This is a genomic window from Gelidibacter sp. (assembly GCF_053579655.1).
The window spans coordinates 219,743-245,551 of record NZ_JBMDWE010000001.1 but is presented as its reverse complement, the minus strand read 5'-3'; the positions used below and the strand labels follow the sequence as shown (position 1 = coordinate 245,551).

Genomic DNA, 25,809 nt, shown 5'->3' with positions numbered 1-25,809 from the left:
TGTTAAATCAACAGGAACTTAATTAAAGTTCATTCGGATTGTCATCCTTTTGTCCCATCATCATGAGGTATGCTTTTAAAAACTCGTCAATATGACCGTTCATCACATCGTCAACATTTCCTGTTTCATATCCGGTCCTGACGTCCTTCACTAATTTATAAGGATGCATCACGTAATTACGGATTTGGCTTCCCCATTCAATTTTCATTTTCCCTGATTCGATATCTTCCCGCTGTGCCAATTGTTTTTGCAGTTCTATTTCATACAATTGAGATCTTAACATTTGCATGGCTCTCGATCTATTATCGTGTTGTGAACGGGTTTCTGAACATGAAATTTGAATGCCAGTAGGTTTATGGACCAATTGCACTTTAGTTTCAACTTTATTGACATTCTGCCCACCTGCGCCACCAGAACGTGACGTGGTAATTTCAATGTCGGCAGGATTGATATCAATTTCGATGGTATCATCTACAAGTGGATATACATAAACAGAGGCAAAGCTGGTATGTCGTTTGGCATTACTGTCAAAAGGGGAGATGCGGACGAGTCTATGCACGCCGTTTTCACCTTTTAACCAACCAAATGCAAATGCGCCTTCAATTTCTAAAGTCACCGTTTTTATACCTGCAACATCACCTTCCTGAAAGTTGAGTTCTTTTACTTTAAATCCACTGTGTTCAGCATACATGAGGTACATGCGCATGAGCATACTCGCCCAATCGCAGGATTCGGTACCACCAGCGCCTGAAGTAATTTGAAGTACGGCACTTAAGTTATCGCCTTCTTCTGAAAGCATGTTCTTAAACTCTAGTTTTTCAATATGCGCGACCGTTTTTTCTAAATGTTCCTCTAATTCTTGGGCAGATATTTCATCCGCTTTATAGAATTCATAGAACACCTTAAGATCTTCAATTAAAGATTTAGCGGTTTCGTAATCGGCAACCCAGTGTTTTTTTTCGCGTAATGATTGCATTACAAGCTCGGCGGCTTTGCTATCATTCCAGAAATTTGGATCGAAGGTTTTTTCCTCTTCGTTACTTATCTCAATAGTTTTGGCATCTATGTCAAAGATACCTCCTCAACGCACCAAGGCGTTCTACAAGGCCTTTAACTTGATCGGATGGAGTCATTTTTAGTTGTTATTTTTGACAAATGTATCACTAAATGGAGGTAGTATTAAAAAAATATGAGAATAATTTTTTCGAATTAATTTATGTAGATTTATGATCTAATCCTTCATTATGAAAAAACAGTTACTTTATGTTATTTTATTTCTGGATACAAGTCCTTCATTTTCACAAGTATTGAAGGATAAAAAAATAGATACTTACAACGGCTTTTTTAATTTTTATTATGAATAAAAACAGGATAACATCTATGGAAGTCGATAAAATTGATCAAGTCGTAAATTGCGCAACCTAATGTAAGAATGATGTGATGAAATGCATAAAAGCTATTTGCAATGTTTAAAATATATGATTTTCCTAATCATTCACGCAGATAATCGAGTTTTGTGAAAAATAGTGAGTTTTAAGGCGTCTTTTAGTTATATTCGACATTTAAAAAGCACTTTAAATCAGAGAATTACTCTAACCACATAAAAGTAAGTATCTAAATAATCGATGAGATTAAGTATTATTATTCCAGTTTATAATGTCGAAAAATACGTTTCTCAATGTCTAGATAGCGTACTTGATCAGGATATTGACGCTAAAGATTACGAGATTATTATAGTTAATGATGGATCAACTGATGGAAGTTTGAGAATCATTCAGAATTATGCCAAAATACATGATCGTATTAAAGTCATCGATAAAAAAAATGGCGGCGTTGGTAGTGCCAGGAATTGTGGTATGGATGTCGCTCAAGGGAAGTATATTTATTTCCTAGATCCTGACGATTATCTCATATCGAATTCATTAAAAGCATTAGTGGATACTAGTGAACGTCATCATTTAGATATTTTAACTTTCCTGTCTGGTTTTTTTTCTAATTCATCTTCAAAAAATCAAACTATAGCTAATAACCTGCCTCTTGATATTTCGGTAGAGCACCCAATTAGCCCTATAACAACTGGGGAAGATTATTTAGAGAACGAATACTATAGAGTAGAAGTGTGGTATTTCTTTATAAATCGAGAATTTTTGAAAAATTCAGAAATAAGATTTATCGAAGGGCGGTGGATGGAAGATGCTATTTTTTCGTTGGAGTTATTTTTAAAGGCAAAAAGGATGACCCATTTAAAATTCGATGCGCACCGACACAGAAAAACCTCAGGTACGGCGATGACCAAGAGGGAACCGACACATTATCTTAACGTCATTAGAGATATTCAAAATGTGGCCATAATTTATGACTCCATGATAAGAATGTTGGAAAATAAAAATATTAACCCTGGTTCCTTAGCGCGAATTAAGGCTAAGCAGGAATCATTCGTGTTTTTTTCCATGATACGCATACTGCAATCAACGATGAGCTTTGAAGAAGTAAAACGACGAATGAGTGACATGAGCTTGATAAATGCTTATCCCATAAATTCATTTTTAGGGAAAGACTATAATAGAATTGATTATAAAATTCTGGTTCCGCTTTTTAATAAAAAATGGCGATTTTATTTTTTCTTCCGACTTGTTAATCCTGTGCTTAAACTCAAATATAAGTTTTAAGAAATTTCACTTCAAATTTTCGAGGAAAGTCTTTTGATAAATTATCATAACGCGTTTGTGCGTTTTAAATATCATAATAACCTCTACAAATTAAACTTAGCACTCCAATAAACGCAAGTCTGTACGGTTCCATCTTCGAGCATGAATTCATAAGAAGTCTCATAAACCTTTGAGATCGAAAAATCGATAGGATGTTTAAATAAAGGACCTTCATAGGCTAAGGTGTGGTATTCGCCCTGTTCCCCACAAACATCAATATCCTTTGGAAATGTGCTTATTAGATTATCGTCTAAGGTTTTACCAATATAGTTTTTATCTAATTTGCCTTCCTGAGTGACAATGATTTTGGTTTTAATGCCAGACTCTAAAAACTCTTTCATGATGTCGTCAGAGGATTTATCCCAAAGGGGCTCGATGACCTCAATCCCCAACGGATTCAATTTGGATTCTCTGTAGGTTTTGAGTCCAGAAGCTGTGAGGTCGCCAAAGATGAAATTGGTCACGTCCAAGGTTTTAAAATGCGTTACAGCTTCAAGCATCTTTTCGTCATAATTTTTTAAATCTTTAGAAAAGTACATGGTATAGAGTGGAATTCCGATGCTCTTAGCTTGTTTGGATAATATTTCTAAAGGAAGGGAATGCATGGAAGATTTGCGAGTTTCTTCATTAAAAGTTGTAAAAAGAGCAACAACTTCAAGGTCTTTATTTTTTAAGGTTTTGTGGAGTGCTAAGGCAGAATCTTTACCGCCACTCCAATTAAAGACTGCTTTTTTTATCTTATTCATAAGTTGATTTTAAGAACTTAATAGAGTGTTTAATAGTTGATTCTAAAAAAATGAACTGCTTTTAGAGCAGTTCAAGTCCTATCGATATAACATGATTATCTGATAATGCAGTTTATTGGATTATTTAAACATGTCCAAGCCAGGAATATTAGGCATGCCATCTTTAGCCACAGCAGCCAATTCAGTTTCGTTTACACCGGTCGCTTTCTCAATAGCCTTATTCAAGGTCATGATTAAATAATCTTCAAGCATTTCTTTGTCCTGTAGTAATTCGTCATCAATAGCAATTGATTTTATCGTTCTGTTAGCGGATAATGTGACCTTTAATTTGCCATCACTACTTTGTTCATCAACCAAAACATGGTTCAACCGTTCTTTGGTTTCTTCAACTTTTTTTTGGGTCTCTTTGAGTTTATTCATCATGCCCATCATATCTCCAAACATATTTTCAGTTTTTATATTAGGTAACAAAATTAAGGTTTAGACACGAGTTTCACTAATTTTTTGGAAATGGCTATGGGAATAATTTTCAAAGAATAGTGCTCACTTCATTTCTTTTTATTCTATTTTCTCTTCGTTCTCTGTTCTTTTAAAATAGTACTTTTGCAGTCCTTATTAAAAATATTAAAATGACACAAAATATTCAGCCGCCAAAAGCAAAAAAAGTACTTAAAACGTTAAGTGTACATGATGATGAACGTCGCGATGATTATTTTTGGTTAAATGACCGAGAAAATCAGGATGTTATTGATTACCTCAATGCTGAAAACGATTACTTTGACGCCGTCACTTCAAAATATAGAGACTTTGAAAATTCACTTTTTGAGGAAATGAAAGCTCGAATTAAGGAAGATGATGAATCAGTTCCTTATAAATATAATGGCTATTGGTACATTGTTAAATATGAAGTTGGGAAGGATTACCCGATATATTTAAGAAAAAAAGACACCTTGGATAATCCAGACGAATTGTTGTTTGACTGTAATGTGATGGCTGAAGGGCACGACTATTTTAAATTGGTTGGCTTGAGTGTGAGTCCTGATAATACGATGATTGCATTTGGTCTGGACACTGTTGGACGACGGAATTACACCTTGCAAATAAAGAGTTTAATTACCGATGAGATTTTCTTAGATGCCATTGAAAACACGACAGGTTCCGCAACTTGGGCCAATGACAACAAAACATTATTCTATACCGTAAAGGACGAAAAAACACTGCGGTCTGACAAAGTTTTTAAACACAAATTAGGAAGTTCTTCAAGCAAGGATACATTAGTTTTTCATGAAGAAGACGATACGTTTGGTGTGGCTGTTTACAAATCGAAATCAAAAAAATATTTGATTATTGCCTGTTATAGCACATTGACCAACGAATATTTTACCTTAAATGCCGATACACCTGATGGAGATTTCTCAGTGTTTCAAGAACGTGTTAGAGGATTGGAATATAGTATTTCACATTATGGTGATCAATTTTATATTGTTACCAATGCCGATGGTGCTGTCAACTTTAAGTTAATGAAAACCCCTGAGAATGACACCAAATTTAATCATTGGACAGAGGTCATTCCGCATAGAGATTTGGTTTTATTGGAAGATATTGACATTTTTAAGGACTTTTTGGTGATCAGTGAGCGCACCAATGGTCTGAACCAAATTCGGATCAAACGATGGGATAATACAGAAGATTATTATTTGCCATTTGATAACGAAACCTATACCGCTTACACTTCAACCAATGTCGATTTTGATACGGTAATCCTTCGTTATGGTTACAACTCAATGACAACACCATCTTCCAGTATCGATTTTAATATGGTCACAAAGGAGAAAACCATTCTGAAAGAGCAGGAGGTTTTAGATCCTACCTTTGATAAGGATAATTATACTTCAGAACGAGTTTGGGCCACCGCAGATGACGGTACTAAAGTGCCAATTTCAATGGTGTATAAAAAAGGGATCAAAAAAGATGGTACAAATCCCGTATTGCTTTACGCTTATGGATCTTACGGACATACGATTGATCCTTATTTTTCCAGTCTTCGTTTAAGTTTAATGAATAGAGGTTTTATTTATGCCATTGCCCATGTCAGAGGCGGTGAGTATTTAGGCCGTATGTGGTACGAAGGCGGGAAATTGCTTCAAAAGAAAAACACCTTTACTGATTTTATCGCCTGTTCCAAGTTTCTAATCGCCCAAAACTACACCTCCTCACACCATTTGTATGCTTTAGGTGGAAGTGCCGGTGGCTTATTGATTGGCGCTGTCATTAATGAAGCACCAGAACTTTATAATGGCGTAATTGCGGCAGTTCCTTTTGTAGATGTATTGACCACTATGTTGGATGATTCGATACCCTTAACCACAGGAGAATATGACGAATGGGGAAATCCAAACGATAAAACCTATTATGAATACATGAAATCCTATTCACCTTATGATAATGTGAAAAAGCAGGATTACCCACATATCTTAATTACGACAGGCCTGCATGATTCTCAAGTACAGTATTGGGAACCTGCAAAATGGGTGGCTAAGTTACGAGATTATAAAACCGATAACAATAAATTGTTGATGAAAACGAACATGAAAGCCGGCCATGGCGGGGCTTCAGGGCGTTTTGAATCCTTAAAAGAAGATGCGGAAGAATACGCTTTTTTGTTAGACTTAGAGAATATTAATGTCTAATTTAAAAAAATCCCGTACTTTTGCGGGGTTTGAGATTACATTTTCATAAATTGTAATCGTAAATAGGATTTATGAAATCGCGGTGTTCATGGTTTATAATAAGAATTATACTTGATTTTCGCTATCCATAGGTCCTATTGAAAAGAATAAGAAACACGTATGAAAAAAAATATTCAAGTATTTGATAATGTATTGCAACTCATAGGTAATACCCCTCTTATCAAATTGAACAAGATGACAGCTGACTATAATGGTGAGTTTTATGCCAAAGTAGAAGCTTTTAATCCAGGTCACTCCTCTAAAGACCGAATTGCACTGCACATTATTGAAGAAGCCGAAAGACAAGGCATATTGTCACCAGGAGATACGATTATAGAAACAACGTCTGGCAATACAGGCTTTAGCATAGCCATGGTGAGTATCATTAAAGGCTACAAATGTATTCTTGCGGTAAGTTCAAAATCATCGGGAGATAAAATAGACATGCTAAAAGCAATGGGTGCACAGGTTTATGTGTGTCCTGCTCATGTGAGTGCCGATGATCCGAGATCTTATTATGAAGTTGCAAAACGCTTGCATGAAGAAACCAAAGGATCTATCTATATTAATCAATATTTTAATCAGTTAAATATTGATGCACATTATAACAGTACAGGTCCTGAGATTTGGACACAAACTGAAGGTGTAATAACACATTTAGTAGCCTGTAGTGGTACAGGAGGAACAATTTCTGGGACTGCTAAATACTTGAAAGAACAAAATCCAAACATAAAAGTCATAGGTGTTGATGCTTATGGTTCTGTCTTGAAAAAATACCACGAAACCCGTGAGTTTGATAAAGATGAAATATATCCGTATCGCATTGAAGGTTTAGGAAAAAATTTGATTCCTACAGCTACAGATTTTGATTTGATTGATGAGTTCATTAAGGTTACTGACGAAGAAAGCGCCCATACCGCTCGTGAGATATCACGTGAAGAAGGTTTGTTTGTTGGTTATACAAGTGGTGCAGCAATGCAAGCTATAAAACAATTGAATGAAGCCGGAGAATTTAAACCAGGTGATAAGGTGGTAGTCATCTTTCCTGACCATGGATCGCGATACATGAGCAAGGTTTATAGCGACAAATGGATGGAAGAGCAAGGCTTTTTTGACAGTAAAAAGGTCTCTACTTTGGAGACTATCCAATATATTAAATAGTTGAACTACAGCTAGATAATCCTATTGCGTAATTCGGTGTTGTGGGATTTTTTGTGGATGAAAATCTTATAAACAGCGGTTTATAACTAAATTATGCAATGAGTAGATATTTAGTTAATTTTGCACAAATTAATAAAGCTAACTAAAGATGATAGCGCATGGCTCTCAAACTTACATAAAGGTTGATTGAAATGGCGGCGTATGTCCGAAAAACATTAAGATTACATGAAAGACTTATTTGATAGAATTTACAGAGACAAAGGTCCTCTTGGTAAATGGGCTTCACAAGCTGAAGGCTATTTTGTATTTCCTAAATTGGAAGGTCAAATCTCTAACCGCATGAAATTTCGCGGGCAAGATGTTATTACTTGGAGTATCAATGACTATTTAGGATTGGCAAATCATCCTGAAGTCAGAAAAACGGACGCTCAAGCTGCCGCTGATTATGGCTCGGCGTACCCAATGGGCGCGCGAATGATGTCTGGTCATACTGATCTTCACGAAGTCTTACAAAATGAGTTGGCTGAATTCGTAAACAAAGAAGCTGCTTATCTTTTGAATTTTGGTTATCAAGGTATGGTTTCGACCATTGATGCTTTGGTAGGCAAGGACGATATTATCGTTTATGATGTGGATGCGCACGCCTGTATTATTGATGGTGTACGTTTGCATATGGGTAAACGTTTTACCTATAAGCACAATGATGTTGAAAGCTTAGAGAAGAATTTGGAACGTGCTACAAAAATGGCAGAACAGACAGGCGGAGGAATTTTAGTGATTTCTGAAGGTGTGTTTGGAATGCGTGGTGAACAAGGTCGTTTAAAAGAAATCGTTGAACTTAAGAAAAAGTTTAATTTCCGATTTTTAGTAGATGATGCTCACGGTTTTGGAACGCTTGGTAAAACAGGTGCTGGAGCAGGTGAGGAGCAAGGCGTTCAAGACGGTATTGATGTGTACTTCGCAACGTTTGCAAAATCTTTAGCAAGTACAGGAGCATTTATTGCCGCAGATCAAGAAATTATTGATTACCTAAAATATAATTTGCGTTCACAAATGTTTGCGAAGTCGCTACAAATGCAATTAGTAGTTGGCGCTCGTAAACGTTTAGAAATGTTGAAAACGATGCCAGAATTGAAAGCAAAGCTATGGGAAAACACCAATGCTTTACAGTCTGGACTTAAAGAACGCGGTTTCGACATTGGTACCACGCAAAGTTGTGTCACTCCGGTATATTTAAAAGGAAGCATTCCTGAAGCCATGGCTTTAGTAAAGGATTTACGTGAAAACCACGGCATTTTCTGTTCTATTGTAGTCTATCCTGTGATTCCGAAAGGATTAATCTTGTTGAGAATGATTCCAACAGCAACACATGATATCACCGACATCAATGAAACTTTAGAAGCTTTTGAAGTTATCAGAACCCGTTTGGAAAATGGTACTTATAAAAGACTGTCAGCATCAGTTGCTGCGGCTATGGGAGAATAATATCCTCTAAATCCCCGAAAGGGATTTTGAAACATAAAAATCCAGTTCTTATTGAGAACTGGATTTTTTTATTATTTGGCACTAGGAATAAATTCCAGGGCTACCCCATTGATGCAATGACGTTTTCCTGTGGTTGCTTTTGGGCCGTCATTAAAAACGTGACCTAAGTGGCCGCCACATGTTGCACAATGTTCTTCGATGCCCATATAGGCATTGCCACCTTTTTCAAATGCGACATTGCCTTCAATAACACGGTCAAAACTTGGCCAACCGGTTCCGGAATCAAACTTGTTTTCGCTTTTATAGAGTGGCGTTTTACAGGCTGCGCAGACATAAACTCCCGGTTGGAAATTTTTATCTAACGGACTTGAGAATGCGGGTTCAGTTCCTCCTTGTCTTAGTACACGGAATTGCTCGGCGCTTAATTCAGCCTTCCATTCGGCGTCTGATTTTGTGACTTTATATTCTTTATTTTGAGCTGTTTTGCTATCTTTTTTTTGGGCTGAACTATTGCAGCTAAAAATAAGACTGAATAAAACTATAAATGGCAGTGTTTTCATAATGATGGATTTGTGATTTTAATATTAAGTCGAATGGTATTATGTTTCCTTTCTCAATAAAGTGTTAAGATAATCACTAGGATTTTAAATCGCTATTTCTTGTGACTTCGTTTACCTAATTTTAGTACTTTAGGTTTTTATTTATCATCTATTAACATAATTTAACCCTCTTAAGCCTTAAATATGCCGAAAGTAATGCCTTGTAGTCGTTTTACCGATTTTGATATCAATCTGTTTTTGGCTGGAAAGCATTTCAGGCTTTATGAAAAATTTGGATCTCATATTATGGAGCATGAGGGGGTCAGAGGTACCTATTTTGCCGTTTGGGCTCCCAGTGCCAAAAAAGTTTCTGTGGTTGGTGATTTTAATGATTGGAAGGAAAATGTACACGAACTGAATGTTAGATGGGATAAAAGCGGTGTTTGGGAAGGTTTTATTCCGAATGTTGGAAAAGGGAATATCTACAAATACAAAATCACAAGCCATCATAACAATATAAAAACAGAAAAGGCCGATCCGTATGCACGTCGTTCGGAACATCCACCTCACACCGCATCTATTGTTTGGGAAGATCACTATCAATGGAAGGATGAGAATTGGATGTCCAAACGTAAAAAAAATAATGCATTGGACGCACCACACTCTGTTTATGAAGTGCATTTAGGGTCTTGGAAACGTCATGAAACCGAAGACAGATTTATGTCTTATGTCGAGTTAGCCGATGATCTTGTGACGTATGTAAAAAAAATGAAATTTACCCATGTAGAGCTGATGCCTATTATGGAATTTCCATACGATCCCAGTTGGGGCTATCAAATTACGGGATATTTTGCGCCGACCTCACGTTTTGGTTATCCGGAGGAATTCAAGTTTTTAGTGGACACACTTCATAAAAACGACATTGGCGTCCTTTTGGATTGGGTGCCTTCTCATTTTCCGGAAGATGCCCATGGATTAGGCTATTTTGACGGCTCTTGTTTGTATGAACATCCTGATAGACGTAAAGGCTATCATCACGACTGGAAAAGCTTGATCTTTAATTACGGTCGTAATGAAGTGAAATCTTTTTTGATCAGTAATGCACTTTTTTGGTTCGATCAATACCATGCGGACGGGTTGCGAGTAGATGCCGTGGCTTCCATGTTGTTTTTGGATTATTCCAGAAAGGACGGGGAGTGGGAGCCAAACATACATGGGGGAAGAGAGAATTTGGATGCTGTTGCTTTTATTAAGGAGATGAATGAAGCGGTGTATTCCAATTATCCAGATGTCCAGAATATCGCTGAAGAATCCACCGCATTTCCGATGGTTTCGCGGCCGACATTTTCTGGCGGACTCGGTTTTGGGATGAAATGGATGATGGGGTGGATGCACGATACACTTGAATATTTCAGTAAACCACCAATTTACAGACAATACCATCAAAATGACCTGACATTTTCAATGACCTATGCGTTTTCTGAAAACTTTATGCTGCCCTTAAGCCATGACGAAGTGGTTTATGGCAAGCGTTCCATTTTAGGACGAATGCCCGGTGATGAATGGCAACGGTTTGCTAATTTAAGATTGTTGTACAGTTATATGTTTACGCATCCTGGAGGTAAGTTGCTTTTTATGGGCTGTGAATTTGGACAGAGCAATGAATGGAATTTCAGACAAAGTTTGGATTGGCATTTGTTGGATTCCCAATACCATCAAGGCATTCAGAATCTGATCATAGATTTGAATAATTTGTATCGAACGGAGCCCGCCATGTATGAGCAACAATTTTCTGGCGAAGGTTTTGAATGGATTGCCTATGATGATCATAAAAACTCAGTTTTGGTTTACATGAGAAAAGGGAAGGATCCTAAGGATGTCGTCATTGTGGCCTGTAATATGACACCTATACCAATGATAACCTATGGCATTGGTGTTCCTCACAAAGGTAAACTTGAAGAGATTTTCAACAGTGATGCCATGGCTTACAATGGAACGGGCGATTTTAAGAACAAAGTGTTTACGGCTAAAAAAGCAGTATTGCATAATCGGGGTTATTCCGCAGAAATTACTATTCCGCCATTGGGAATGGTCGCTTTTAAATATGTTGAAATGATTCAATCCTCCAAAAAACATTTAAATAAATCAGTAGAAAAAAAGGATGTGAAAGTTATTAAAAGTTCGAACAAGAAAGTCGGCAAACTTATATCCGAACCGAATAGTTCATCTAAGGAAAAGGATAAGAAAAATACTGATGAAACCAAAAATAAAATTCAAGTGGCAGATAAGTCTCCCAAAGTTATATCTTCCGAAAAACGAATAAAAAAGTGACTAATTAAAAACCAACAAAAAAAGACTACAAAATCGATTGCAACCAAGGTAATCCCTAAGAAAATTGACAAAAAACAATAACTGTCAATCCTATTTCATCAATTACACAAAACTCAAACGTTATAGTTGATAAGTACTATTAACTTAAGTTTTATATGTATAATCTTATGCGTTTTTTTGTGAGATTTAATAGCAAATTATGATTGTAAATACTGAATTAGAAAGTAAAGGGAATTTATTCCCATCGAAAATAATAGCTTATAAAAAAGATGTAGACACACTTTATTTTTCAACAGATAATGATGTGGTTCTTGAAATGACTATTTTAAGGGATAGTGTGATCCGTTTCAGATATACGACTACGGGCACCTTTGAAAAGGATTTCTCTTATGCCATTACAAAATATGCCAGTAAAGGTTTTAACCATCTTGAAATTGAAGATGAGGCCGAATCCTATAAGGTTACGACATCAAAACTCATCTGCCATATTAGAAAAGACGATTTAAAAGTTCACATTTTTGATGCCAAAGACCATAAACTCATCAATGAAGACGAATTGGGATTTCATTGGGAAGAAAGCTATGAATATGGTGGGAACATCGTGAAAATGAGCAAAATCTCTCATGATGGCGAAAGTTATTATGGGCTTGGTGATAAACCTGAGGAGCTCAATTTAAAAGGCAAACGTTTTGAAAACTGGGTTTCGGATAGTTACGCCTTCGGAAAAGGGACGGATCCTATCTATAAGGCCATTCCGTTTTACACGGGCTTGCATAATAAAAAAGCGTACGGAATTTTCTTTGACAACAGCTTCAGATCTTATTTTGATTTTTCTCAAGAAAGACGGAATGTTACCAGTTTCTGGGCGCAAGGTGGTGAAATGAATTATTATTTCATCTACGGTCCTCAAATGGAAGATGTCGTTGCCAATTATACGGATTTGACAGGGAAACCACACCAATTGCCGCCATTATGGGCTTTAGGGTTCCATCAATGTAAGTGGAGTTATTATCCGGAATCTACTGTAAAAGAAATCACCCAAAAGTTTAGAGATTTAAAGATTCCTTGTGATGCCATCTATTTGGACATTGACTATATGGATGGCTTTAGATGTTTTACTTGGGATAAAAATAAATTTCCTGATCCGAAACGCATGGTTAAGGAATTATTGGATGATGGTTTTAAAACCGTCGTCATTATTGATCCAGGAATTAAAATCGATAAAGATTATTCTGTTTTTACCGAGGCTGTAGAAAATGATTATTTCTGTAAACGCGCCGATGGTCCATTTATGAAAGGTAAAGTATGGCCTGGAGAATGTTATTTTCCAGATTTTACAAAGAAAAAAGTACGTGATTGGTGGTCGGATTTATTTAGAGAGTTGGTTGAGGATGTCGGCGTTAGAGGGGTTTGGAATGATATGAACGAGCCTGCCGTTATGGAAGTGCCTAACAAGACATTTCCCGATGATGTACGTCATGACTATGATGGGAATCACTGCAGTCATAGGAAAGCGCATAATATCTATGGAATGCAAATGGCAAGAGCTACTTACCAAGGCGTGAAGAAATTTGTGTATCCAAAACGTCCATTTGTCATCACACGTGCAGCCTATTCAGGGACGCAACGCTATTGCTCGACATGGACAGGAGATAACATTGCTTCTTGGGAGCATTTATGGATTGCCAATGTTCAGGCACAGCGTATGGCGATGTCAGGATTTTCATTTGCTGGCAGCGATATTGGAGGATTCGCCGAGCAGCCTAGTGGTGAACTATTTACACGTTGGATCCAATTAGGTGTTTTCCATCCATTTTGTAGAGTGCATTCTTCAGGAGATCATGGCAATCAGGAGCCATGGACTTTTGATGAGGACGTGACCAATATTGTTCGTAAATTCATTGAATTACGCATGCAGTTATTACCTTATTTATATACTTCCTTTTGGAAATATGTGGAAGAAGGTACGCCAATGCTAAAATCGTTAGTGTTATTTGATCAGGACGACGTGCATACACATTACAGATCTGATGAATTTATTTATGGTGAACACTTGTTGGTTTGCCCAATTTTAGAGGCAAATGCTCGCGGCAGACGTATGTTTGTGCCACGTGGCGAATGGTTTAACTATTGGACGGATCAATTGGTATCTGGTGGAAAGGAAATGTGGGTGGATGCGGATATTGAAACCATTCCAATTTTTGTAAAAGCAGGAGCGATTATTCCAAAATATCCGATCCAACAATATGTTGGCGAAATTGATATTGAGGAAGTGACCTTGGACGTTTATTTTAAAAACGGAAAGGAAGCTTCTTCCTTATATGATGATGCGCACGATGGTTATGATTATACCAAAGGTCGTTTTAGTTTACGTACGTTTAAATTGACTGGAAAATCAGACGAACTTATTATCCAACAGCATAAGGAAGGAAAATACGATGCCGGTTACCAAAAATTTAAAATTAAGTTTCACGGACTTCCGTTTACCGTGAGCAAGCTTCAGGTTGACAACGAAGAAATTCCTTTAAGTGACGTCAAAATGAATGGTGACAATACGATGATCGTCGAAAAAGGGTTTTCGGAATTGCATATTTTTGGAAAATAGGAGGTTACAATAAATTTATAAAGCTAAAACAATTTCGATTTGAATTAACTCATTAGTTATTTTTCGTGTAATTTTATCCCATAAAATATTTTAAAGAATTATAAAATGAAATATAAAAATTCAATAGTAGCGATGGGTGGTTTGGCACTTTTTTTATCTTGTGCTACAAATCCATTTACAGGAAGTAAGACGTTAGCGCTTGTGCCTAACTCTCAGCTTTTCCCAACCGCTTTTGCGCAATATGATCAATTTTTAACTGAACACAAGATCATAAAAGGCACAAAAGATGCAGAAATGGTTAAACGTGTCGGTCAGAAAATAGCCGTCGCCGCTGAGCGCTGGTTAGATGCTAACGGCTATCAAGGGTATTTAAAAGATTACAAATGGGAATACAATCTGGTAGAAGATAAAACCGTAAACGCTTGGTGTATGCCAGGTGGTAAAATTGTCGTATATACAGGTATTTTACCAATAGCAAAAGATGAAGCAGGATTAGCTGCCATTATGGGTCATGAAGTGTCACACGCCCTTGCTAACCATGGACAGCAACGTATGAGTGCGGGAATGGTTCAGCAATTAGGATCTGTTGCTGGGAATGTTGTGATTAAAGATCAAGAAACTTTAAATCTGTTTAACCAAGCTTATGGTATTGGATCTGAAGTAGGATTAATGTTGCCATTTAGTCGAAGCCATGAAACAGAAGCCGATGAAATCGGTCTATATTTAATGGCCATTGCAGGCTATGAGCCGATGGAAGCGGCGAACTTATGGAGACGTATGAGCGCACAAAGTGGAGGACAAGCACCACCTGAATTTTTGAGCACGCACCCTGCCAATGAAACACGTATCAGAAACATTGAAGCACACGCTGCTAAAGCAAAAGAAGAAGCCAGAAAATTTGGAGTGACTACTTTTAAAAGTTAATCCATCTCTGTTTTAAAATAAATATCTATTTTTAAAAGCTGTTCTATTCCAAAATTGGAGCGAACAGCTTTTTTTATGTGAAATATTAAAAACAGAATTAAGACCGCTTCGCTTTCAGAATATTGAATCAAGACAGGATCCGATAAATGTTATAGGTTTTAGCTTTTATGGCGACTATTGGAATTTGAGTATAAAAAATAAAAATAAATAATAATTCATAATGGAACCACTTCAAAAAGGAAGCAAAAAATTACTGAATGCCTGGGCGTTTTATGATTGGGCAAATTCAGTATATACGCTGACCATTGCGTCTTCAATTTTTCCGATTTTTTATTCGTCGTTGTTCATTGCTGAAATTAAAAAAGTGGATGCTTTCGGTTTTGAATTTAAAAGCACGGCCCTTATTACCTTTGTGACTGCTTTCACATTTTTGATCGTCGCAATTTCATCGCCTATTTTGTCAGGTATTGCCGATTATGTTGGCAATAAGAAAAGTTTTATGAAGTTTTTCTGCTATTTAGGCGGACTTGGTTGCATTGGATTATATTGGTTTAGCCTCGAGAACATCCATCTTAGCTTGCTGTTTTACTTTATGGGCTTGCTGGGTTATTGGGGTAGTTTGGTTTTTTACAATTCTTATCTTCCGGATATTGCCTTTCCTGAACAACAAGACCGAATTAGCGCCAAAGGCTTTTCAATGGGATATTTTGGAAGCGTGCTTTTATTGATCTTTAATTTGACAATGGTCATGATGCCTGAGTTTTTTGGCTTTGATGTTTCTGTAGCTCCAGATATTTTAGCAACGGGATCAGCAGCCGAAATTGAATTGGCAACAGAAGCAGCTAAAAATGCGGCATCTGTTGAAGCTATGAAAGTGTCCTTTATAACGGTAGGTGTGTGGTGGATTTTATTTAGTCAGTACACTTTTTATATTTTGCCTAAAGGCGTTTCTAATGGGCATAAGGTTACTAAATCCATTGTATTCAACGGCCTAAAAGAGTTGCGAAACGTTTGGTTAGGCTTGACTTCTAATTTAAGGTTGAAACGTTATCTCGCTGCCTTTTTCGTTTTTAGTATGGCGGTGCAAACCATTATGTTGGTGGCCGTTTATTTTGGAGAAGAAGAAATTGCTTGGGTTGATAGTGGTCAAAAAACCATAGGTTTAATTATTAGTATTTTGATCATTCAATTAGTAGCTATTATTGGTGCGGTTTTAACTTCAAAAGCATCGGCTAAGTTTGGAAACATCAATACCTTGATCGCCATCAATATGATCTGGATGGGCTTATGTTTTTATGCCTATTTTATGATTACGCCCATGGACTTTTATATTGCAGCCATTTTCGTTGGTTTTGTGATGGGAGGCGTCCAATCGTTGGCGCGTTCCACCTATTCCAAGTTTTTACCAGAAACAAAGGATACGACTTCCTATTTTAGTTTTTATGATGTCGCCGAAAAAATAGGAATCGTTATTGGCATGGTCATTTTTGCGACTATAGATCAAATTTCGGGTAGTATGCGCAATGCGATTTTATTCTTGTTTGTGTTCTTTTTAGCGGGTATTATATTACTGTTTAGAGTGCCCAAATCAGAGTAACCATTAATAGTCAACTCTGTTTGTGGAATTCTTTTAATCACTAAGCTATGATTTGAAATCTATGATTTAGACTACTTACAATTAGTTGCTTATACTTCCTGAACCCGCCACTTTGGAGTCTTCAGTTTTTGGGTTGCCTCTGTATTTAATATCGCCCGAACCTGTCACACGTGCTTTTAGGTGACCATTGCAAACCACTTTTGCATCTCCTGAACCTGTCACAGAAACATCGACATCAGTAGCATCCAAGTTAAAGCCTTTGTATTCTCCAGAACCAGAAACGCTTACGTTTAACGTGTTAGTCTTTCCTTTTAAATCCAATTCGCCAGAACCATTAACACCAGCTTCTATTGAAGTGACATCTAGGTTTAATTTTACATCGCCAGATCCTGTTACTGAAACTTTGAAACGCGTGGTCGAAATAATGCCTTCATTCCAAACATCTCCTGAACCAGCAAGTGATACAGCACTGATGTCTTCAAAAGGAACCGTAATTTTAATGGTTTTGTTTCTGGAAGTTTGCAAACTGATATTATTTTCTGTTTTAATAGTCAAATTACCATTTTTGACTTCGGTAATAATATAGGGTAATAGATTTTCTTCACCTTCAATTTTAATCTGACCTTCTTTTCCAGAAACTAAAACATAGTCGAAAGATCCTGCAAAATTCACGGTATTATAATCGGAAGTGGTTCTGGTTACGGAAGTGATATTACCATTTCCTTTAATTCTCTTTTGTGCTTGAATAGTGCTTGCAACCAATAATGCTGCAATTAAAACGATTGATTTTTTCATAATAGAGTTTTTTGTCATTTCCGCGAAGGCGGAAATCTTATTTAATTTTAGTCATTTCCGCGTAGACGGAAATCTGTTATTAATTTCTTTTGAAGGTTACACTGCCGTAATCAGAAGTAATTTTAATGAGGTTGTTAGTGTTGGAGTTTCCATAATATCCTTGATAATACTTGTCAGAGGATTGTGTTTTTTGCTTGGTGAATTGAAAGTCTTCAGCACCTCTAAGCGAAGCGTATTCCAATGTGATGTCAAACCTAAATTGGTATCCAGAATCGTAACCGATAGTTACACCAGTATAATCGGAGTCAATAGAGACATTACCAGCATTGGCAGTCATTCGATCAATTTTTATGGAACCATAATCGGCGTTGACTTGGATATTCTTGTAAACCTCTCCGAAACGTGCCGTAAGATAATCGCCTTTACCTTTTACATTATTTGCTTTGTCAATAGTTATGGAGCCATAATCACAGGTATAGCTGACTTCTTCAGCAATTTCTACGACTGACCTTGTGTAATCGGCATTGATTTCCAGGTTTTTTGTTTTTGCAACGGTAAATCCGCTATAATCGGCATTGATTTTTCCACTTTTAATGAATTCAAAATAGCTGTTGTTGGTATAATCAAATGAAATGTAATTATTGTCTGCCAACAATTCTTTGGTCGTAATCTTGCCATAATCACAGCTTATTTTTGCTTGGCCTTCCAATCGATCCAAATTAATGCTTCCGTAATCATTGTTCAAATCGACACTATTGGTTATGGGCAACTTTATTAGGTAATTGATTTCCATATTGACATTGCTGTTTTTACCCCAATTCCACCAAGTGTTGGAATTCTTTTTATTGAATACCGTTTTTGCAGAAACCAGGCTGGATGACGCTTGAAAATCGACCGTGATATCATTCAGTTTTTCTTCTACTTTTTCTAAACTATTACCGTTGGTTTTGATTTTCACTTCAATACTAATCGTGTTTCCCGAATAGGTAATAATATTAATGTTGCCATAACTGTTGTTGATTTTTAATAACGCCTCACGGTTTACGGAGAATTCTTTTTTAATGGTTTTTTCTTTCGTGTGTTTGCCCTGCCATCCAGATTCTGCAAAAGTTAAATGGGAGAGAAGAAGGAATATAACGAGAAAATTGAATTTGATTTTCATGGGTTTTAATTTAAAGGGTCATTTGATTTTGTTTTACTTCTTTGAGTTGCTTTATGTCCTCAATTGTTTTTAAGACGTTTTCCAACAGCTCGATGCGGCTTTGGAAATTACTGATCATGGCATAAATGACGCGTTTGTCATTACCGCTATCTTTTAGGTCAATTTTAAGTCGTTCATAATTTTTTTCTAAGAGTTCCATTTGCTTCAAAGCATCTGAAACCATCATTTCATTCTCTGGACTGCGCTGATCTCTTATTTTGTTCAATTCAGAGGTAATCGCCGCAGTAAAAAAGTCTTTGGTTTGTGATAATTCTGGAGACACACTTGCCAAGCCGTTCTCTTGAGGTTTGTTATGTATGAAAAAGAACAAACCAAAGCATAAAACGATGGATGCTGCAATGGCCAAGAATGGCTTGTAAAAGGTGCGCTTTGGCTTTTTATCACTCACATTGCTGTTAGACTTTAGCCTGCCTAAAAACCGTTGCTCATGTTCATCTTCTGGCATTTCGTTGTCAAATTCATTTTCTAAATTCTTGAAAAGTCTATCTAAGTTGTCTTCTTTCATTTTTTTTCGATTTTTAAAATCCGTCGACAAGCGTTAATTTTTGTCTCAAACTGTCTTTGGCTCTGGAGATCATGGTTCGGCAATTGGCATAACTAATATTCATAATGTCTCCAATTTCTTCATAATCATAGCCTTCAATTAAAAACAGAGTCAAGCCGATCCGGTAATTATCTTTTAAACTTTTCATGCACTGCATGATTTGGGCGGCTCTGAGATTGTTCCATTCATAATCTTCTTCAACACCTTGTTCGTCTTCCACTCTATAAACGACATCATCTAAAGGCACATCTTTGTTTTTTTCATTTTTATGATAATCGTAAATACTATGATTGACGACAATCCGCTTTAACCATGGCCCAAACATCGCCATGTCTTTCAATGTGTCCAGCTTCGTAAAAGCCTTCAAAAATGATTCTTGCATGACGTCTTCGGCCTTAAAACTGTCTTTGACAATTCTAAAACTCGTGTTGTACATGGCTTTGTAATACCTGTTATAAACCTCCATTTGTGCACGTTGGTTACCAGATTTACATTGCTCAAGCAAGACTTCAATATGATGGTGGGTTAGTGACAAAAAACAATTACTTTGATATAAAGATGAAGTTATTTAAACTTTGTTACAGTTTGTAAAAAAATAAAGACAAAAGATACAAGAATATAGAGAAAAGAGTGATGTCAGCAGATAATCGAAGACAGATGACGGAAGACAGATGACCGAAGACAGATGACGGAAGACAGATGACCGAAGACAGATGACCGAAGACAGATGACCGAAGACAGAGGACCGAAGACAGAGGACTGCTGACTGAGACCTGCCGATTGAATACTAAGTCCCACAAACCAATTATGGCATAACTATTGAAAACATAGGATAGGAACCTTGATGATTTGTGAGTTAACCTTCTGGTTGTCAATGTTTGTTTTGATTTTATAGTAACGTTAAAAATAACATTGTGTTAATTTGATGACATAATGACCTTAAATATAATATGAAAGAATCTAATTTTTTAAGTCTTGACAGTTTGTCATTTCAAGAGTTTGATGAAAACTCGGAGTTAATTCCATTGATGACACCCGAAGATGAAGAGCAAATAAATAACGAAGAATTACCAGCAACCTTACCTATTTTACCATTGCGAAATACGGTATTATTTCCAGGGGTTGTCATTCCAATCACTGCCGGAAGAGATAAATCCATTAAGTTGATTAATGAAGCCAATAAGGGCAGCAAAGTCATTGGCGTTGTTTCTCAAAAAGATGGCAGTATCGAAGATCCTGAAGGTAAAGATATTTACACAACGGGTACAGTGGCCAGAATACTTCGTGTCCTTAAAATGCCTGATGGCAATACGACCATTATCATTCAAGGGAAAAAACGATTTGAAATTGATCAGGTCATCACAGAGGAACCTTATATTACAGCAACCGTTAAAGATGTTGAAGAGGCGAAACCTGCTGAAGACAATGAAGAGTTTTCAGCGATTATTGAATCTATAAAAGATTTGGCGCTACAAATTATCAAGGAAAGTCCAAACATTCCATCAGAGGCGAGTTTTGCAATCAAAAATATTGAGAGCAATTCCTTTTTAGTGAACTTTGTATCGTCAAACATGAACCTTTCTGTTGATGAAAAGCAAAAGTTATTAGAAATCAGCAACTTGAAGGAGCGCGCATTGGCGACCTTAAAGTTTATGAACGTCGAATTCCAAAAATTAGCTCTTAAAAACGATATCCAGTCTAAGGTTCAGAGTGATATGAACCAGCAGCAGCGCGAATATTTCTTGCATCAACAAATGAAAACCATTCAAGAAGAATTGGGTGGCGTATCTTACGATGAAGAGATTGATGAAATGAAAGCGCTTTCAAAAACCAAGAAATGGGATGACAAAGTTGATTCACATTTTCAAAAGGAATTGATGAAATTGCAACGGATGAATCCGCAAGTTGCCGAATATTCTATTCAAAGGAATTATCTTGATTTGTTTTTGGAATTGCCATGGAATAAATTCAGCAAGGATAAATTCGATTTAAAAAGAGCACAACGCATCTTAGATCGTGACCATTATGGGTTGGATGATGTAAAGAAAAGAATCATCGAATATCTTGCCGTATTGAAATTGCGCAACGATATGAAATCGCCGATCCTTTGTTTATACGGACCTCCGGGAGTAGGGAAGACGTCTTTAGGAAAATCGATCGCAGAGGCTTTAGGTCGAGAATACATAAGAATGTCCTTAGGTGGTTTGCGTGACGAAGCAGAAATCCGCGGACACAGAAAAACTTATATTGGAGCCATGCCAGGACGTATCCTGCAAAGTTTGAAAAAAGCTGGCACTTCGAATCCTGTGTTTGTATTGGATGAGATTGATAAATTATCCAACAGTAATCAAGGTGATCCATCTTCTGCGATGTTGGAAGTATTGGATCCTGAGCAAAATTCAGATTTTCACGATAACTTTTTGGAGATGGGCTATGACCTTTCCAAAGTCATGTTTATTGCAACGGCAAATAGTTTGAGCAACATTCAGCCAGCTTTATTGGATCGTATGGAAATCATTGATGTGACAGGGTATACCATTGAAGAAAAGGTAGAAATTGCCAAACGTCATTTATTGCCAAAACAATTGAAGGAGCATGGTTTAACCGAAGGGGACTTGAAAATAGCCAAACCACAATTGGAGAAAATTGTGGAAGGGTATACCAGAGAATCTGGCGTGAGAGGACTTGAAAAGCAATTGGCTAAAATGGTGCGCTATGCGGCCAAAAACATTGCCATGGATGAAGTCTACGATAAAAAGGTATCTAATGAAGTTATTATTGAAGTATTGGGTTCTCCACGAATGGAGCGCGACAAATACGAAAATAACAATGTGGCGGGTGTAGTGACAGGGTTGGCCTGGACACGAGTAGGCGGCGATATTCTATTTATTGAATCCATTCTGTCCAAAGGAAAAGGAACCTTGACCATAACAGGCAATTTAGGAACGGTTATGAAAGAATCGGCCACCATTGCCATGGAATTCATCAAATCCAATGCTGCCGAATATGGGATCGACCCCGAAGTTTTCGAGAAATACAATGTACACATTCACGTGCCAGAAGGTGCAACTCCAAAAGATGGGCCAAGCGCTGGTGTCACGATGTTGACCTCATTGGTATCCTTGTTTACACAACGTAAAGTGAAAAATAGTTTAGCCATGACAGGCGAAATTACGTTACGTGGTAAAGTATTGCCAGTTGGTGGTATTAAGGAGAAAATATTGGCAGCCAAACGTGCCCGCATCACAGAAATCTTACTTTCTGAAGATAATAGACGTGACATTGAGGAAATCAAACCTGAGTATTTGAAAGGGTTAAAATTCCATTATGTAACAGATATGAGTGATGTTATTAAAGAAGCACTTTTGGACGAAAAAGTCAAGAACGCTAAAACCTTATAAACGCAACGGCAACAATTTGTTGCCGTTTTTGTTTGATTTAAAAATAAAGCAAACATATCAGCGTTTCAAGTAAGAAATATTACTTTTGTCATTCTATGGCCAAGAGGATTACTGTTTTATTCTTTGTTTTTTCGAACATCTCAGTTTTCGCGCAACTTGGTGGCGAATCCACGTACCAGTTTTTAAACTTGGTATCTTCGCCACGTCAGGCTGCATTAGGAGGAAAAGTCATTACTAATCTCGATTATGATGTGACCAGTGGCCTTTACAATCCAGCAACCATAAATCCTGAAATGGATAATCAATTGGCTTTAAACTACGCTAGTTATTTAGGCGGCATCTCTTATGGTACGGGCGCTTACGCCTATACTTGGGATCGGCACGTGCAAACATTTCATATTGGTATGACCTATATTAATTACGGTAAATTTGATGGATATGATCAAAACGGTGTTTCCACCGGAACATTTACAGGTAATGAAGCGGCGTTGTCATTTGGATATGCATTGCGTATTCCGTATTCTGATTTTTATGTTGGTGTCAGCGGAAAATTGATAACCTCAAAATTGGAGCAATACAATTCCATTGGCGGTGCGATTGATGCTGGAGTCATGTATATTAATGAAGATCTCGATTTTCATGCGGCCATATCTGTTAGGAATTTTGGAATGCAGTTTACGACTTATGCGGATCTGCATGAGAAATTACCACTTGAAGTCAATTTAGGACTTTCTCAAACCTTGCAACATGTGCCATTAAGATGGCATCTTACGTTTGATAATTTACAACAATGGCCCATAGGCTTTTCTAATCCAGCCAGAGCAACCACAGATTTAGATGGTATCCAGACCCAAGAAAAAGTGGGGTTTTTAAATGAAGTCATGCGTCATACGATTATTGGTGCAGAACTTTTTCCTGACCGAGGATTTAATCTGCGGTTGGGATATAATTTTAGACGTTCAGAAGAGCTTCGCATTGTGGATCAACGCAACTTTTCAGGACTTTCCTTTGGAATTGGCATCAAACTCAATACAATGCGTTTCAGTTATACACATGCGCGCTATACGAGTGCATCAAATACTAGTTTTTTTGGACTACAAATAGATTTACGATAATTTAAATAGATTTCCGTTTCCACGGACAATGAATATGAAAAAGATTACGATTGCCATTGATGGCTTTTCATCCACAGGAAAAAGTACGGTCGCCAAACAATTGGCCAAAGCTTTGGGATATGTTTATGTGGATACTGGTGCCATGTATAGGGCGGTGGCCTTGTATGCGATGCAAAACCAACTTATATCAAATGATCATTTTGATGTTGAAAAGTTAGTTTCAGTATTAAATAAGATAAAAATCAGCTTCAAATATAATGACATCTTAGGTTTTGCAGAAGTATATCTGAATGGAAAAAACGTTGAAAAAGAGGTGCGAACTTTGGAAGTATCACAAAGAGTCAGTCAGGTGGCTGAAATTTCTGCAGTACGAAAAATGTTAGTCCAGCAACAAAAGCAAATGGGGCAGGAGAAAGGTGTGGTTATGGATGGTCGTGATATCGGCACTGTAGTTTTTCCTGATGCAGAATTAAAGTTGTTTATGACCGCTTCCACAGAAACAAGAGCCGAAAGACGCTATAAAGAGCTGATTGAAAAAAATGAAAATGTGAGTTATGAAGATGTTTTGCATAATGTCGAATCCCGGGATTTGATTGACTCTACAAGAGAAGATTCTCCATTGGTGAAAGCTGATGATGCTATTGAAATTGATAATTCTAACTTGTCTTTGGATGCGCAGTTTGAGAAACTATTGGTTTTGGCACAAAATAAGATAAGTGAATAATAAGTTGGATTGGATTTCTCTCGCAGAGGCGCTAAGACGCAAGAGTGTTTGTCGTGAAAAGTTTTTTTTGGGTAGTTGTGATGCGTTAATTTGAAGCTTAGTCAGTTTTTTTTCTCTCTGAATCTCTGTGGTATCTTCACGTATCTCTGTGTAACATCACATAGTAATTCGTGTAAATCCGTGAAATCTGTGTCAAAAAACTTGTATTATCAATGTTCCATAGTGTTTTTGTAATTTCATCTATTGAAAAGCTATAACTCAAAGTTCCACAATGAAGTCACAAAGGTTCACAATGGAATTTTTAGAGAATCAGTGAATTTCACCCAAAATCAGTGTCATCAGCGTTCTATCTAAAAATATCAAATAATCAAAATCCAAATTCCAATAGGATTGTTCGAATTAATTCATGCAATAATGAGATCAGTGAATTTCACCCAAAATCAGCGTCATCAGCGTTCCATTCATTATGATTAGGTGTGCAAACCAAACCATTACATATAGAAAAACGACCCAGAAGGTCGTTTTTTCAATTAATAAATATACTGTGATTCTATAAATTCGGAATAATAAGTTCTTGATCAGGATGAATTAAATCCGGATTTTTCAAAATATCTGAATTCGCAGCAAAAATCTTTTGATATTTAGTAGGATCGCCATAATATTGTTTGGCTATTTTACTAAGAGTTTCACCTGATTTTACGGTATGTCTCGCAAAAACGGAAGTGTCTGCCACTTTTATATCTGCTTGAATGTCCGATGGATTCTCACCGCCAACAGCTTTGATTTTATCCCACAAAAGATTCTTTTCATATTGATTCTTTGCAGTTCCCTTTATTTTTAAGACTCCATTCTCTTCTGAGACATCCCCATTTTCAATGTTTAGTTGTTGTCCTAGGTCTAAAACACTTTGATACTTAGATTTTACCATGATATTGAGTTTTTAAGATTAATTATGTGTCTTGTAAATATAATATATTCGCAATCAAAACGATAACACTATCAATTCAAATTTTAACCAATATAAAAAAAACCTAATCCTCATGAATTTAGAGGTTTATATTTTTTGTAAATAAGAAAATTATATTGTATTTTTGCACTCCTTTTAGCGATACCTGTGGAAGATAAAAGGAATGAAACATAAAATTATATAACACTTCTGTGTGTTAGTCGCATAAAACTTCCT

20 protein-coding genes are annotated in these 25,809 nt (G+C 36.8%); 11 read left to right on the top strand and 9 right to left on the bottom strand.

Annotated features, from left to right (window positions below; genetic code table 11):
• Window positions 1-22: 22 nt before the first annotated feature.
• Window positions 23-1,133 (bottom strand): peptide chain release factor 2 gene (prfB, locus tag ACOH2D_RS01005; protein ID WP_449534117.1). Its coding sequence is split into 2 segments (ribosomal slippage): window positions 23-1,069 and window positions 1,071-1,133, totalling 1,110 coding nucleotides; the frame shifts between segments, so codons are not numbered across the junction.
• 492 nt (window positions 1,134-1,625) lie between these two features.
• On the opposite strand from prfB, the gene ACOH2D_RS01000 reads away from it, so the two are divergent.
• The gene (locus ACOH2D_RS01000) at window positions 1,626-2,669 is read left to right on the top strand and encodes a glycosyltransferase family 2 protein (RefSeq protein WP_449534116.1); all 1,044 of its coding nucleotides are present in this window, start codon (window positions 1,626-1,628) and stop codon (window positions 2,667-2,669) included.
• Between the two features lie 83 nt (window positions 2,670-2,752).
• Here ACOH2D_RS01000 and ACOH2D_RS00995 read toward each other — a convergent pair whose 3' ends face one another.
• Both ACOH2D_RS00995 and ACOH2D_RS00990 read right to left on the bottom strand, forming a co-directional pair.
• Window positions 2,753-3,454 carry a Dph6-related ATP pyrophosphatase gene (locus ACOH2D_RS00995; protein WP_449534115.1) on the bottom strand — a complete coding sequence of 234 codons (702 nt, stop codon included), beginning with the start codon at window positions 3,452-3,454 and terminating at the stop codon, window positions 2,753-2,755.
• 120 nt (window positions 3,455-3,574) lie between these two features.
• Window positions 3,575-3,898: a YbaB/EbfC family nucleoid-associated protein gene (locus ACOH2D_RS00990; RefSeq protein ID WP_449534114.1), complete on the bottom strand. Its 324-nt coding sequence runs from the start codon at window positions 3,896-3,898 to the stop codon at window positions 3,575-3,577.
• A 185-nt stretch (window positions 3,899-4,083) separates the two neighbouring features.
• On the opposite strand from ACOH2D_RS00990, the gene ACOH2D_RS00985 reads away from it, so the two are divergent.
• From ACOH2D_RS00985 to capB, 3 genes are all read left to right on the top strand, one after another.
• On the top strand, window positions 4,084-6,144 hold the full coding sequence (locus tag ACOH2D_RS00985; RefSeq protein ID WP_449534113.1) for a S9 family peptidase: 2,061 nt from the start codon (window positions 4,084-4,086) through the stop codon (window positions 6,142-6,144).
• Window positions 6,145-6,303: 159 nt separating this feature from the next.
• Window positions 6,304-7,344 (top strand): cysteate synthase, encoded by a 1,041-nt coding sequence (gene capA / locus ACOH2D_RS00980; RefSeq protein WP_348035867.1) that lies wholly within the window; start codon window positions 6,304-6,306, stop codon window positions 7,342-7,344.
• A gap of 225 nt (window positions 7,345-7,569) precedes the next feature.
• A complete protein-coding gene (capB, locus tag ACOH2D_RS00975; protein WP_348035868.1) occupies window positions 7,570-8,829 on the top strand; it encodes a cysteate-C-fatty acyltransferase in 1,260 nt (419 codons plus the stop codon).
• A gap of 71 nt (window positions 8,830-8,900) precedes the next feature.
• Here capB and msrB read toward each other — a convergent pair whose 3' ends face one another.
• The gene (msrB, locus tag ACOH2D_RS00970; protein WP_348035869.1) at window positions 8,901-9,389 is read right to left on the bottom strand and encodes a peptide-methionine (R)-S-oxide reductase MsrB; all 489 of its coding nucleotides are present in this window, start codon (window positions 9,387-9,389) and stop codon (window positions 8,901-8,903) included.
• A gap of 183 nt (window positions 9,390-9,572) precedes the next feature.
• Here msrB and glgB point away from each other — a divergent pair, with 183 nt between their 5' ends.
• From glgB to ACOH2D_RS00950, 4 genes are all read left to right on the top strand, one after another.
• On the top strand, window positions 9,573-11,699 hold the full coding sequence (gene glgB, locus ACOH2D_RS00965; protein WP_348035870.1) for a 1,4-alpha-glucan branching protein GlgB: 2,127 nt from the start codon (window positions 9,573-9,575) through the stop codon (window positions 11,697-11,699).
• A 199-nt stretch (window positions 11,700-11,898) separates the two neighbouring features.
• Complete coding sequence (locus tag ACOH2D_RS00960; protein ID WP_449534112.1) at window positions 11,899-14,304, top strand: glycoside hydrolase family 31 protein; 2,406 nt, start codon at window positions 11,899-11,901, stop codon at window positions 14,302-14,304.
• A gap of 105 nt (window positions 14,305-14,409) precedes the next feature.
• On the top strand, window positions 14,410-15,228 hold the full coding sequence (locus ACOH2D_RS00955; RefSeq protein WP_348035872.1) for a M48 family metallopeptidase: 819 nt from the start codon (window positions 14,410-14,412) through the stop codon (window positions 15,226-15,228).
• A gap of 220 nt (window positions 15,229-15,448) precedes the next feature.
• Window positions 15,449-16,825: an MFS transporter gene (locus ACOH2D_RS00950; protein WP_449534111.1), complete on the top strand. Its 1,377-nt coding sequence runs from the start codon at window positions 15,449-15,451 to the stop codon at window positions 16,823-16,825.
• A gap of 81 nt (window positions 16,826-16,906) precedes the next feature.
• On the opposite strand, the gene ACOH2D_RS00945 is transcribed toward ACOH2D_RS00950, so the two are convergent.
• From ACOH2D_RS00945 to ACOH2D_RS00930, 4 genes are all read right to left on the bottom strand, one after another.
• Window positions 16,907-17,620 carry a head GIN domain-containing protein gene (locus tag ACOH2D_RS00945; protein ID WP_348035874.1) on the bottom strand — a complete coding sequence of 238 codons (714 nt, stop codon included), beginning with the start codon at window positions 17,618-17,620 and terminating at the stop codon, window positions 16,907-16,909.
• Between the two features lie 79 nt (window positions 17,621-17,699).
• Window positions 17,700-18,782: a hypothetical protein gene (locus ACOH2D_RS00940; RefSeq protein WP_348035875.1), complete on the bottom strand. Its 1,083-nt coding sequence runs from the start codon at window positions 18,780-18,782 to the stop codon at window positions 17,700-17,702.
• A gap of 10 nt (window positions 18,783-18,792) precedes the next feature.
• Window positions 18,793-19,347, bottom strand: coding sequence for a hypothetical protein (locus tag ACOH2D_RS00935; protein WP_449534110.1), 555 nt, complete (start codon window positions 19,345-19,347; stop codon window positions 18,793-18,795).
• 13 nt (window positions 19,348-19,360) lie between these two features.
• Entirely contained in the window at window positions 19,361-19,921 is a 561-nt protein-coding gene (locus ACOH2D_RS00930; RefSeq protein ID WP_348035877.1) for an RNA polymerase sigma factor, read from the bottom strand.
• A 415-nt stretch (window positions 19,922-20,336) separates the two neighbouring features.
• Here ACOH2D_RS00930 and lon point away from each other — a divergent pair, with 415 nt between their 5' ends.
• The 3 genes from lon (at window position 20,337) to cmk (ending at window position 24,626) form a co-directional block, all read left to right on the top strand.
• Entirely contained in the window at window positions 20,337-22,787 is a 2,451-nt protein-coding gene (gene lon, locus ACOH2D_RS00925; RefSeq protein WP_348035878.1) for an endopeptidase La, read from the top strand.
• 95 nt (window positions 22,788-22,882) lie between these two features.
• Entirely contained in the window at window positions 22,883-23,902 is a 1,020-nt protein-coding gene (gene porQ / locus ACOH2D_RS00920) for a type IX secretion system protein PorQ (protein ID WP_449534109.1), read from the top strand.
• Window positions 23,903-23,936: 34 nt separating this feature from the next.
• The gene (gene cmk / locus ACOH2D_RS00915; RefSeq protein WP_348035880.1) at window positions 23,937-24,626 is read left to right on the top strand and encodes a (d)CMP kinase; all 690 of its coding nucleotides are present in this window, start codon (window positions 23,937-23,939) and stop codon (window positions 24,624-24,626) included.
• Between the two features lie 550 nt (window positions 24,627-25,176).
• On the opposite strand, the gene ACOH2D_RS00910 is transcribed toward cmk, so the two are convergent.
• On the bottom strand, window positions 25,177-25,554 hold the full coding sequence (locus ACOH2D_RS00910; RefSeq protein ID WP_348035881.1) for a LysM peptidoglycan-binding domain-containing protein: 378 nt from the start codon (window positions 25,552-25,554) through the stop codon (window positions 25,177-25,179).
• Window positions 25,555-25,809: the final 255 nt, after the last annotated feature.